Origin of the sequence: Streptomyces sp. NPDC046727 (genome assembly GCF_040645635.1) — a bacterium.
Classification (GTDB): Bacteria; Actinomycetota; Actinomycetes; order Streptomycetales; family Streptomycetaceae; genus Streptomyces.
On the sequence record NZ_JBEYYR010000001.1, the window covers coordinates 277,358 to 290,468 of the forward strand.

General features: G+C 69.2%; 6 protein-coding genes. 4 read left to right on the plus strand and 2 right to left on the minus strand.

Annotated elements, in window-relative coordinates:
• From ABZ937_RS01280 to ABZ937_RS01295, 4 genes are all read left to right on the plus strand, one after another.
• Nucleotides 1-2,017: hypothetical protein (locus tag ABZ937_RS01280; protein ID WP_361684362.1), on the plus strand; the 2,017-nt coding region annotated here is incomplete at its 5' end.
• A 43-nt stretch (nt 2,018-2,060) separates the two neighbouring features.
• Nucleotides 2,061-3,557 carry a hypothetical protein gene (locus ABZ937_RS01285; protein WP_361684364.1) on the plus strand — a complete coding sequence of 499 codons (1,497 nt, stop codon included), beginning with the start codon at nt 2,061-2,063 and terminating at the stop codon, nt 3,555-3,557.
• An 86-nt stretch (nt 3,558-3,643) separates the two neighbouring features.
• Nucleotides 3,644-4,105, plus strand: coding sequence for a Pycsar system effector family protein (locus tag ABZ937_RS01290; RefSeq protein ID WP_361684725.1), 462 nt, complete (start codon nt 3,644-3,646; stop codon nt 4,103-4,105).
• 61 nt (nt 4,106-4,166) lie between these two features.
• Complete coding sequence (locus ABZ937_RS01295) at nt 4,167-5,342, plus strand: M48 family metalloprotease (protein WP_361684366.1); 1,176 nt, start codon at nt 4,167-4,169, stop codon at nt 5,340-5,342.
• A gap of 63 nt (nt 5,343-5,405) precedes the next feature.
• On the opposite strand, the gene ABZ937_RS01300 is transcribed toward ABZ937_RS01295, so the two are convergent.
• Together ABZ937_RS01300 and rpoB are read right to left on the minus strand one after the other, a co-directional pair.
• Nucleotides 5,406-9,305, minus strand: coding sequence for a DNA-directed RNA polymerase subunit beta' (locus ABZ937_RS01300; RefSeq protein WP_361684368.1), 3,900 nt, complete (start codon nt 9,303-9,305; stop codon nt 5,406-5,408).
• A gap of 98 nt (nt 9,306-9,403) precedes the next feature.
• Nucleotides 9,404-12,889, minus strand: a complete 3,486-nt coding sequence (rpoB, locus tag ABZ937_RS01305) for a DNA-directed RNA polymerase subunit beta (protein WP_361684370.1) — start codon at nt 12,887-12,889, stop codon at nt 9,404-9,406.
• Nucleotides 12,890-13,111: the final 222 nt, after the last annotated feature.

Below are 13,111 nucleotides of genomic sequence, written 5' to 3' on the forward strand. Positions count from 1 at the left end.
GAGCATGAGCATCGGCGCCCGGGCACGCTTCGGCGGCGGCACGGTCGGCGGCGACCAGAACAACGTCACGGGCAACCAGGTCGACGGCGACGTGATCATGGGCACCAAGACGGTGTACCACTTCTCGATACCGGGCCTCGCGACATCGGCGTCCGTGTCCGGCGAGGTCCCCACGGCCACCCTGGAGCGGCTGGCCGAGGACTTCGTCGCCGATGAGGACGTCGTCGTCGGCCTCCTCGACCGACTGCGCCGCGACCACGTGCTGGTCCTGTCCGGCGCCCGCTTCACCGGCCGGCGCACGGCCGCGCTGATGCTGCTGCACCGCCTCGGCCTGTCCTCGGTGCGCACCCTGGACCGCGACACCGGCCCGAACGCCCTCGCCGAGCAGGTCACCGTCGACGAGGACCGGTCCCGCGGCTACGTCCTGTGCGACCTGGCCACCCGCCGCGACCGCCCGCTGCGCGAAACCCACCTGCTCGCCGCCCGCGACCGGCTGGGCGAGCACGGCTATCTGATCGTCACCGTCGACCCCACCGCCGTGCTGGAGGACGTGCCGTTCGTCGCGGCCTGGCAGCCGCCCGCCGCAGCCGACGTCCTGGCCGCCCAGCTGCACACCCGTACCGACGCCGAGACCACCGCCAAGCTGCTCGAACTCCCCGACGTCACCGCGTTCCTCGGCCGCAGTCACCAGTTGCGCGAGGTCGCCGCCTTCGCCCGGATCCTGTCCCGGTACGCGGCCGGCGAGGAGGGCGCGGACGCCGTCGCACAGTTCTCGCTCGTCTCGCTCGAGAGCCAGGTCCAGGAGTGGTTCGAGGAGGACGAGGCCTCGATCCATCTGCGGGACAAGGCGTTCCTGGTGGCCCTCGCCGCCTTCGACGGCGCACCGTACGCCCTCACCGCCGAGGTCAGCGACCTGCTCTACCGCTTCCTCCAGGAGACCTGGAACCGGTCCCTCGTCCCCGAGGTCCCCGTCTTCGGCACGCACATCGGCAAACGTCTCCAGCTGGCCCGCGCGGAGAGGTACGAGGAGGACGAGCACACCGAGTGGGGTCCCGTGCCCCAGCAGAAGGCCAGGTTCGTCGACGAGCGGGTCTCCTACGTGCTTCTGCGCGAGGTGTGGACCGGGCATCCGTCGGCCCGGCCCGCGCTGATCGGCTGGCTGCGCCGCCTCGCCGACGACGGCCGTCCCCTGGTCCGCACCCGCGCCGCTTCCACCGTCGCGGTCCTCGCCCGCACCGACCTGCCCTCGGCGATGGCGCTGGTCATCGAACCCTGGGGCACCTCGAAGCGGTTCCGGCACCGGCTGACCGCCGTCAACGCGCTCACCCTCGCCCACCTCGTCGGCACACCGTACGTCCCCCGCATCCTCGACGGCTGGTGCGCGGGCGACGACCCGCGGCTGCGCTGGGTGGCCGTACGGGCGTACGGGCTGATCGGACCGGAACGGCCGGAGCAGGCGCTCGCCGCACTGCGGGGCGCCGCCCACAGGCTGGTCACGGAGGATCCGGACGGCTTCGACGGGGAGACGGGACGTGAACTCGCCGAGGCCGTGGACCTGCTGCTGCTCTCCGCCACCGGCAACGCCGCCCTCAGTGAGCTCCGCGCCCACATCGACGACAGCCGGCCCGTGCGCGAGCTGGCGCTGCACGGCTTCCTGAGCGCCTGCACGCACACCCAGGAGGACGAGCGGTACGGCAGTCCGCTGGTCCTCGCCTGGTACTCCCGGGCGACGGAGAAGGGCGCGAGCGGAGCGGAGGACATCCCCCTCCTGTGGCGGGCCGCGCTCGCCGACCCGCGTACCACCACGCGCGCGCTCGCCGTTCTGCAGGACTGGGTGCTGATCGCGGACCGGGCCACCGCCACCGAGTGGACGCTGGCCGCCCTGCTGCCCCGGCTGGTCACCACGTCCGCCGAGTACGAGCGGCTGAGCCATCTGCTGCGGACCATGCCCGGCGAGGACGGCGCTCCCCCGCCCGCGGTCGCCGTCCGCCTGCACGCGGTCCTCGCGCCCCGCTGACCTTCTGCATCCCCGAGCTGCATTACCCGAGGAGAAACGCACCATGCCCGCTTTCCACCGCCCGCCCGAGTGGCAGCAGCAGGCGGACCGGCACACCGAGCTGGTCGACCCGGTACTCACCGTGCGCCAGCTCGGCCGCTTCGACCTGGGCCTCAAGTCGCTCGTCCGGATCGACCACGCTCTCGTCTTCGCCAACCCCAAGGGCGGCTACGACCCGTATCTGCCGCCACGGCGCCCCACCCGCGGCGAGATCGCAGCCAGGCGGTACACCGCCGTGTACGAGGTGGACATGGGCGTTCACCCCTTCTCGGCCGACCTGACCCTGCCCAGTGACAACGACGCGTTCGAGTTCACGGCCGCGGTCGACCTCTCCTGGCAGGTCCTCGACCCGGCCCGGTTCGTGGCGAGCGGGCACCGGGACGTGCCGCAGCTCGTGCTGGGCGAACTGCAGCGGGCGGCCCGGCCGGTGACCCGGCGGTTCGCCATCGCCGACAGCGCCGCCGCGGAGCGGGAGCTGCTGCAGGCGGTCACCGTCCTCGGCCCCCTCGGGGCGACCGCGGGACTGCAGGTCACCTGGACCCTCCGGCTGCGCCGCGACCAGGAGAACATCGACCACCAGCGCCGCCTGCAGGCCATCGACCACTCCGCCGCCGAGCAGATCCGCGCGGCCGAGCGCGGCATGGCGATCGACGTCGAGGTGGAGCGCCGCCACCGGCAGCAGGACGCGCTCCAGATCGAACGTGCCCTGGCGTACGGACACCAGCAGCAGGAACTCGCGCTGCAGCAGCAACGGTGGCAGCACGAACTGGCCCTGCAGCAAGGGCAGCAGATGCTGGAACTCCAGCGCATCGAGGCCCAGAAGATCGAGTTCTACCAGTGGCACCTGCAGCAGGGCGGCGTACAGGCATGGGCACTGCACCTCGCCCAGCACCCGGAGGACTCGCGCCTCGTCATGACCAGCATGCGGGACGACCAACTGCGCATGATCCAGGCCCAGATGGAACTGGTGAAGCAGCTCCTGAGCAGCGACACGGCCGAGAGCTACGAGCTGGAGGGCCCCAAGCAGCTCGCCCTGCAGACGGTCAGCGACATCCTCAACCAGCGCCTTCCGGGGATCCCCCAGTCCCCGCCCCTGCTCCCGCCCCAGCACGGGGACGTACGCGGAGCGGGCCACGAGAGCCCGTACGGTGAGCCGGGCGGACCTCGGACGCAAGGGGAGCAGCCCCAGGCCGCCGGGCAGGACCGTGTGCCGCTCCCGGATCAGTTCCGTGCCCCTCAGCCGGCAGAGCCCGCACCGGGCGCCCCCGCCCCCGCCCCGCCCACCTGGCAGCCGCCCACGGCCTACGCCCCGCCGGTCCCGCACACCGGCGCGCCTCCCGGTGTGCCCGCCGCACCCGCCCCCATGCCGGCGCCCCCGGCCTGGCAGCCGCCGCCCGGCTACGGCACCGCGCCGGCCATGCCCACCCAGCCCCCGGCACCCGCGCCCCCCGACGCCTCGCCGGACGGGCAGGACGACTCCGTCACGGGGAGCGAAGCTTGACGACCGTCGGCCCCCCGCCCGGCCCGGCCGCCGACCCGCCCCGGAGCACCGGTTCCGCGGAGCGCACCCGGCTCTGCGAGCGGCTCCTGACCGATCTGCGCACGGAGATCGCGCGGGCGGACAGCAAGGCGTCCGTTCTGGTGGCCGCCCTCGGGATGACGGCCGGCGTGTTCAGCGGGCTGCTGGCCGGACGCGGCTGGACCCCGGCCGCGCTCTCCGCGCCGGGCGCGCTCCTGTGGTGGTCCGGGACGGCAGCCCTGGCCACCTCCCTCTTCGCGCTGCTCCTGGCGGTCCTCCCCCGCTACCGCTCCGGCACCTGGACGCCGGGACAGCCGCTCTCGTACTTCGGCGACATCCACGACGCCGTCCGCCACGGCCACTTGGAGACCGCGCTCGCGGACACCGAGCGCAACCCCCTGGCGGGGCTGACCGCGGCACTCACCGAGACGAGCCGGATCGCCGCCCGCAAGCACGCCTGGATCCGGACCGGCCTGATCGCCTTCTGCACCGGCACGGTCCTGCTGCCCGCCGCGCTGCTGACCGGCTGACCGGCCGACCTGGCCGGCCCGACCGCCGACGTCCCCGACGAACGACCCACCAGGAACCGAGATGACGCAGCCCCCGCGGTACCCGCACCCGGCCCAGCCGCCCGAGTACCCGCAAGCCCCCTCCTACCCGAACGCGACGCCGGCTCCCCACCACCCACAGCCGCCGCAGTACCCGCAGCCGACCCAGCCGCCTTCCGCCCATTCGGCGCCGTACCCGCAGCCCCCGTACGCGGCGGCGGCCGTTCCGCCCGAGATGCACCCGCACCACATCAGCACCGACCACGGCCGGGTGCACATCCGCAAGGACCAGCGCCGTACCGACGCCACCGCGGTCGGCAGCCTGCTCCTGCACCTGCCGAACTTCCTGTGCAGCCTCTTCGTCGTCGGCCTGGTCTCCCTGTTCTTCGGCGGCCTCGGCATTCTCCTGGTCCTGGCCTGGCTCGCCAGCGGCGCACTCGCCTTCTACCGGCCCGCGGAAAGCGCCCTTGCGCGCCATATGCTCAGGCTGCGCCGCCCCACACCACAGGAACGAGCCACACTCGAACCGGTCTGGCGTGAGGTCGCGGCCCGCGCGGGCATCGAGGGCCGCACCTACGAACTCTGGGTCGAGGACAGCGACAGCCTGAACGCGGTCGCGGCGGCCGGCCACATCGTCGGCGTCACCCGCTTCGCCATGAACCAGCTGCCCAACGGCGAGCTGGCCGCCGTCCTGGCCCACGAGCTGGGCCACCATGTCGGCGGTCACGCCTGGTCCGGGCTGCTCGGCTACTGGTACGCACTGCCCGGCCGGATCGCCTGGCGGCTCCTGAAGACCGTCTCCGGGATCGCGTACAAGGTGTCGCGTGGCTTCGGCTGCCTGGGCATCGCCTTCGTCGTCCTCCTCATCGGCGGCATCGCGCTGGCGACCATCAGCTCGCTCTACGGCCTCCCCCTGCTCATCCTGGGTGTGCCGTACGCGCTCGCCGCGGTCGGCCGCCGTTCGGAGCTGCGCGCCGACGAACACGCGGCGGCGCTGGGCTTCGCCCCCATGCTGGCCGCAGTCCTCGGCAAGCTGCACCAGCAGCAGCAGTACGAGCAGGCCGCACTGGCCGCCCGCAACGGCGGTGTGCCCGTCCAGGAGAGTGCCCTGAGCAAGCTGCTCTCCTCCCATCCGGACCACCACACCCGCCTGCACCACCTACAGCCGTACCTCCAGCCGTACCTCCAGCCGTATCTCCCTCCACAGCCGCCCCACTGAGCCCGGACACGCCGAAGGGCGGTCACCCCGGGGGGTGACCGCCCTTCAGTTCAAGCTGCTCGCTTACTGGTTGTACGGACCGTAGTCGTAGTCCTCCAGCGGAACGGCCTGGCCGGAGCCCGTGCCGAACGGCGAGTAGTCGATGTCGTCGTAGCCGACGGCCGAGTACATCGCGGCCTTGGCCTCCTCGGTCGGCTCGACCCGGATGTTGCGGTAGCGGGACAGACCCGTACCGGCCGGGATGAGCTTACCGATGATGACGTTCTCCTTGAGGCCGATGAGCGAGTCCGACTTGGCGTTGATCGCCGCGTCGGTGAGGACTCGCGTCGTCTCCTGGAAGGACGCCGCCGACAGCCAGGACTCCGTGGCCAGCGAGGCCTTGGTGATACCCATGAGCTGCGGACGACCGGAGGCCGGGTGACCGCCCTCCTGGACCACACGACGGTTCTCGGTCTCGAACTTCGAGCGCTCGACCAGCTCACCGGGCAGCAGCTCGGCGTCGCCGGACTCGATGATCGTCACGCGGCGGAGCATCTGCCGGATGATGATCTCGATGTGCTTGTCGTGGATCGACACACCCTGCGAGTTGTACACCTTCTGGACCTCGCCGACCAGGTGGACCTGGACGGCACGCTGACCCAGGATGCGCAGCACGTCGTGCGGGTTGGTGGCACCCACGGTGAGCTGCTGGCCCACCTCGACGTGGTCGCCCTCGCGGACCAGGACCTTGGCGCGCTTCGAGATCGGGTACGCCGTCTCGTCGCTGCCGTCGTCCGGGGTGACGACGATCTTCTTGGTCTTCTCGGTCTCCTCGATACGGACGCGGCCGGAGGCCTCCGAAATCGGGGCGACACCCTTGGGCGTACGAGCCTCGAAGAGCTCGACGACACGGGGCAGACCCTGGGTGATGTCGTCACCGGCCACACCACCGGTGTGGAAGGTACGCATCGTCAGCTGGGTACCGGGCTCACCGATGGACTGGGCGGCGATGATGCCGACCGCCTCACCGATGTCGACCAGCTTGCCGGTGGCCAGCGAGCGGCCGTAGCACATCGCGCAGGTGCCGACGGCGGACTCACAGGTCAGGACCGAGCGGGTCTTGACCTCCGCGACGCCGTGCTTGACCAGCTCGTCGATGAGCACGTCGCCGAGGTCGGTGCCGGCCGGGGCCAGCACGCGTCCGTCGACCACGATGTCCTCGGCGAGGCAGCGCGCGTACACGGACGTCTCGACGTTGTCCGCCTTGCGCAGCACGCCGTCCGCGCCGACCTCCGCGATGTGGAGCTTGAGGCCGCGCTCGGTGCCGCAGTCCTCCTCGCGGATGATGACGTCCTGCGAGACGTCCACCAGACGACGGGTCAGGTAACCCGAGTCGGCGGTACGCAGGGCGGTGTCCGCCAGACCCTTACGGGCACCGTGCGTGGAGATGAAGTACTCCAGCACGGACAGGCCCTCACGGAAGGACGCCTTGATCGGACGCGGGATGGTCTCGTTCTTCGCGTTCGACACCAGACCACGCATACCGGCGATCTGCCGCATCTGCATCATGTTTCCTCGGGCACCCGAGTCAACCATCATGAAGATGGGGTTCGTCTTGGGGAAGTTCTCGTTCATCGCCTCGGCGACCTCGTTGGTCGCCTTGGTCCAGATCGCGATGAGCTCCTGAGTGCGCTCTTCCTTGGTGATCAGACCGCGCTCGTACTGCTTCTGGACCTTCTCGTCCTGCGCCTCGTAGCCGCGGACGATCTCCTTCTTCGCCTCGGGAACGACGACGTCGGAGATGGCCACGGTGACACCGGAACGGGTCGCCCAGTAGAAGCCGGCCGCCTTCAGGTTGTCGAGCGTCGCCGCCACGATGACCTTGGGGTAGCGCTCGGCGAGGTCGTTGACGATCTCGGAGAGCTGCTTCTTGCCCACCGAGTAGTCGACGAACGGGTAGTCCTCGGGCAGCAGCTCGTTGAAGAGCGCACGGCCCAGGGTCGTCCGCAGGCGGAAGGTGTCACCCTGCTGCCACTCGGGCTCGCCCTCCTCGCGCGCCGGCGGGGTCCAGCCGCGCGGCGGGATGGTGCCCACCGGGAAGCGGATGTCCACGGGCGACTGGAGCGCCAGCTCGCCGGCGTCGAACGCCATGATCGCCTCGGCCGTGGAGCCGAAGGACCGGCCCTCGCCCTTGGTGTCACGCAGCTCGCCGTCGGTGGTGAGGAAGAACAGACCGAGGACCATGTCCTGGGTCGGCATCGTCACCGGACGGCCGTCGGCCGGCTTGAGGATGTTGTTCGAGGACAGCATCAGGATGCGGGCCTCGGCCTGCGCCTCCGCGGACAGCGGCAGGTGCACGGCCATCTGGTCACCGTCGAAGTCCGCGTTGAACGCGGTGCAGACGAGCGGGTGGATCTGGATGGCCTTGCCCTCGACCAGCTGCGGCTCGAAGGCCTGGATGCCGAGGCGGTGCAGGGTGGGAGCACGGTTCAGCAGAACCGGGTGCTCGGCGATGACCTCTTCGAGGACGTCGTACACGACCGTACGGCCGCGCTCCACCATGCGCTTGGCGCTCTTGATGTTCTGCGCGTGGTTCAGGTCGACCAGGCGCTTCATCACGAACGGCTTGAAGAGCTCCAGCGCCATGGCCTTGGGCAGACCGCACTGGTGCAGCTTGAGCTGCGGGCCGACGACGATGACGGAACGCGCCGAGTAGTCGACTCGCTTGCCGAGCAGGTTCTGACGGAATCGACCCTGCTTGCCCTTCAGCATGTCGCTGAGGGACTTCAGCGGACGGTTGCCGGGGCCCGTGACCGGGCGACCACGACGGCCGTTGTCGAAGAGCGCGTCGACGGCCTCCTGGAGCATGCGCTTCTCGTTGTTCACGATGATCTCGGGCGCACCGAGGTCGAGAAGGCGCTTCAGGCGGTTGTTGCGGTTGATCACACGGCGGTACAGGTCGTTCAGGTCGGAGGTCGCGAAGCGGCCACCGTCCAGCTGCACCATCGGACGCAGGTCCGGCGGGATGACCGGGACGCAGTCCAGGACCATGCCCTTGGGGCTGTTGGACGTCTGCAGGAACGCGGAGACGACCTTCAGCCGCTTGAGGGCACGGGTCTTCTTCTGGCCCTTGCCGGTGCGGATGATCTCGCGGAGCTTCTCGGCCTCCTCCTCGAGGTCGAAGGACTCCAGGCGCTTCTGCAGCGCCGCGGCACCCATCGAGCCGTCGAAGTACGTGCCGAAGCGGTCACGCAGCTCGCGGTAGAGCAGCTCGTCGCCCTCCAGGTCCTGGACCTTGAGGTTCTTGAACCGGTTCCACACCTCGTCGAGACGGTCGATCTCGCGCTGCGCACGGTCGCGCAGCTGCTTCATCTCGCGCTCGGCACCCTCGCGCACCTTGCGGCGCACGTCGGCCTTGGCACCCTCGGCCTCCAGCTCGGCCAGGTCGGCCTCGAGCTTCTTGGCGCGGGCCTCCAGGTCGGCGTCGCGGCGGTTCTCGATCTGCTGGCGCTCGACCGAGACGTGCGCCTCCAGGGAGGGCAGGTCGCGGGTGCGGCGCTCCTCGTCGACGTACGTGATCATGTACGCCGCGAAGTAGATGACCTTCTCCAGGTCCTTCGGGGCCAGGTCGAGCAGGTAGCCCAGGCGCGACGGGACGCCCTTGAAGTACCAGATGTGCGTGACGGGCGCGGCCAGCTCGATGTGGCCCATCCGCTCACGGCGCACCTTGGCGCGCGTGACCTCGACGCCGCAGCGCTCGCAGATGATGCCCTTGAAGCGGACGCGCTTGTACTTGCCGCAGTAGCACTCCCAGTCCCGGGTAGGACCGAAGATCTTCTCGCAGAAGAGTCCGTCCTTTTCGGGCTTGAGCGTGCGGTAGTTGATGGTCTCCGGCTTCTTGACCTCGCCGTGGCTCCACTGGCGGATGTCGTCAGCGGTGGCCAGACCGATCCGGAGCTCGTCGAAGAAGTTGACGTCGAGCACTATGCGTCAATCCCTCTCAGGGTTGTAAGTCTGTGGTCTGAAACGGGGGCCTGGGGGTCGGCGGGGCCCTTGTGGGTCAGGGCCCCGCCGGACTCCCGTCAGACCTCTTCGACGCTGCTCGGCTCGCGCCGGGACAGGTCGATGCCGAGCTCCTCCGCAGCGCGGAAGACGTCCTCGTCGGTGTCGCGCATCTCGATGGACATACCGTCGCTGGACAGCACCTCCACGTTCAGACAGAGCGACTGCATCTCCTTGATGAGCACCTTGAAGGACTCGGGGATGCCGGGCTCGGGGATGTTCTCGCCCTTGACGATGGCCTCGTAGACCTTCACGCGGCCGGTGACGTCGTCGGACTTGATGGTCAGCAGCTCCTGGAGGGCGTACGCGGCGCCGTAGGCCTCAAGGGCCCACACCTCCATCTCACCGAACCGCTGGCCACCGAACTGGGCCTTACCACCCAGCGGCTGCTGGGTGATCATCGAGTACGGACCGGTCGAGCGGGCGTGCAGCTTGTCGTCGACCAGGTGGTGCAGCTTCAGGATGTACATGTAGCCGACCGAGATCGGGTCCGGGAACGGCTCACCGCTACGGCCGTCGAACAGCCGCGCCTTGCCGGACGGGAGGACCAGACGGTCACCGTCGCGGTTCGGGATGGTGTGCTGCAGCAGACCCGCCAGCTCGTCCTCGCGGGCACCGTCGAAGACCGGGGTCGCGACGTTGGTGCGCGGGGCGACCTGGTCGGCGCCGATGACCTGCAGGCGCTGGGCCCACTCGTCGGCGAGACCGGAGACGTCCCAGCCGCGGCTGGCGAGCCAGCCGAGGTGGATCTCCAGAACCTGTCCCGGGTTCATTCGGGACGGCACACCCAGCGGGTTGAGGATGATGTCGACCGGGGTGCCGTCCTCCAGGAACGGCATGTCCTCGATCGGCAGGATCTTGGAGATGACACCCTTGTTGCCGTGGCGGCCGGCGAGCTTGTCACCGTCGGTGATCTTGCGCTTCTGCGCGACGTAGACGCGGACCAGCTGGTTCACGCCCGGCGGCAGCTCGTCGCCCTCCTCGCGGTCGAAGACGCGCACGCCGATGACCTTGCCGGTCTCGCCGTGCGGCACCTTCAGCGAGGTGTCACGGACCTCACGGGCCTTCTCACCGAAGATCGCGCGCAGCAGGCGCTCCTCGGGGGTCAGCTCGGTCTCGCCCTTCGGGGTGACCTTGCCGACGAGGATGTCGCCGGCGATGACCTCGGCGCCGATGCGGATGATGCCGCGCTCGTCGAGGTCGGCGAGGACCTCCTCGGAGACGTTCGGGATGTCCCGGGTGATCTCCTCGGGGCCGAGCTTGGTGTCACGGGCGTCGACCTCGTGCTCCTCGATGTGGATCGAGGAGAGGACGTCGTCCTGCACGAGGCGCTGCGACAGGATGATCGCGTCCTCGTAGTTGTGACCCTCCCACGGCATGAACGCCACGAGCAGGTTCTTGCCGAGGGCCATCTCGCCGTTCTGGGTGGCCGGGCCGTCGGCGAGGACCTGGCCCTCGATGACGCGGTCGCCCTCGTTGACGATGACCTTCTGGTTGACCGAGGTGCCCTGGTTGGAGCGGGCGAACTTGGCCAGGCGGTACGTGATGTACGTGCCGTCGTCGTTGGCGGTGGTGATGTAGTCCGCGGAGACCTCCTGGACCACACCGGCCTTCTCGGCCTTGACGACGTCGCCGGCGTCGACGGCGGAGCGGTACTCCATGCCCGTACCGACGAGCGGGGCCTCCGACTTAATCAGCGGAACGGCCTGGCGCATCATGTTCGCGCCCATGAGGGCACGGTTGGCGTCGTCGTGCTCGAGGAAGGGGATCATGGCGGTCGCGACCGACACCATCTGGCGCGGCGAGACGTCCATGTAGTCCACGTCCTCGGGGCCGACGTAGTCGACCTCGCCGCCACGACGGCGGACGAGCACGCGGTTCTCCTCGAAGCGGAGGTCGCTGGTCAGCGGCGCGTTGGCCTGCGCGATGACGAAGCGGTCCTCCTCGTCGGCGGTCAGGTAGTCGACCTCGTCGGTGACCTGGCCGTCGATGACCTTGCGGTACGGGGTCTCGACGAAACCGAACGCGTTGACCCGGCCGTAGGAGGCGAGCGAGCCGATCAGACCGATGTTCGGGCCTTCAGGGGTCTCGATCGGGCACATGCGGCCGTAGTGCGAGGGGTGCACGTCTCGGACCTCGAAGCCGGCCCGCTCACGGGACAGACCACCGGGGCCGAGCGCCGAGAGACGACGCTTGTGCGTGAGACCGGACAGCGGGTTGTTCTGGTCCATGAACTGGGACAGCTGGCTGGTGCCGAAGAACTCCTTGATGGAGGCGACGACCGGCCGGATGTTGATCAGGGTCTGCGGCGTGATCGCCTCGACGTCCTGAGTGGTCATGCGCTCGCGCACGACCCGCTCCATACGGGCGAGACCCGTACGGACCTGGTTCTGGATCAGCTCGCCGACGCTGCGCAGACGACGGTTGCCGAAGTGGTCGATGTCGTCCGTCTCGACAACGATCGTGTCGCCGTTGTCACCGGTGGTCTCGGTCTCGCCGGCGTGCAGCTGCACCAGGTACTTGATCGTCGAGATGATGTCCTCGACGGTCAGGATGCCCGCGTCGAGCGGGGCGTCCGCACCCAGCTTCTTGTTGACCTTGTAGCGGCCGACCTTGGCGAGGTCGTAGCGCTTCGGGTTGAAGTAGAGGTTCTCAAGGAGCGTCTGCGCGGCCTCACGCGTGGGGGGCTCGCCCGGACGCAGCTTGCGGTAGATGTCGAGCAGCGCGTCGTCCTGGCCCTGGGTGTGGTCCTTCTCCAGGGTGGCGCGCATCGACTCGTAGTCGCCGAACTCCTCAAGGATCTGCTCGGTCGTCCAGCCGAGCGCCTTCAGCAGCACGGTGACCGACTGCTTGCGCTTGCGGTCGATACGGACACCGACCATGTCGCGCTTGTCGATCTCCATCTCCAGCCAGGCACCCCGGGACGGGATGATCTTGGCGGAGAAGATGTCCTTGTCGGACGTCTTGTCGATGCTGGAGTCGAAGTAGACACCGGGGGAACGGACCAGCTGCGACACCACGACACGCTCGGTGCCGTTGATGACGAAAGTGCCCTTGTTCGTCATGAGCGGGAAGTCGCCCATGAAGACGGTCTGGGACTTGATCTCACCGGTCTCGTTGTTGGTGAACTCGGCGGTGACGAAGAGCGGAGCCGCGTACGTGAAGTCGCGCTCCTTGCACTCGTCGATGGAGTTCTTCGGCGGCTCGAAGCGGTGGTCCCGGAACGTCAGCGACATCGACCCGGAGAAGTCCTCGATCGGGGAGATCTCCTCGAAGATCTCCTCCAGACCGGACTTGGTGGGGACGTCCTGACCGTTCTCAAGAGCCTCCTCGACCCGACTCTGCCAAGCGGTGTTTCCGAGCAGCCAGTCGAAGCTCTCGGTCTGCAGCGCGAGCAGGTTCGGAACCTCGAGAGGCTCCTTGATCTTTGCAAAGGAGATGCGCAGCGGGGCGGTGCTGGCGCCGTTGTTCGTATTCGCGGTCGAGGCGTTGCGCGAGGCGGCCAAGAGGGGGTCCTTCCGAGGGCTCGGACTCACTACGCGCGTACCGGTCCCTCTCCCGTACACAGCGACGGAAACCCCAGGTCAGGGGGGTTCGGTCAACTGTGCTCAGGTGAGGGCAGACCCCTGGTGACGGGCAGGGGACAGCTAACAGGCAGCGCAAAGGGTCAGTGTAGCCACTTGGCACACTGATGTCCAGTGCGGGTTTTCGAAGACCCTCGTTGTGCT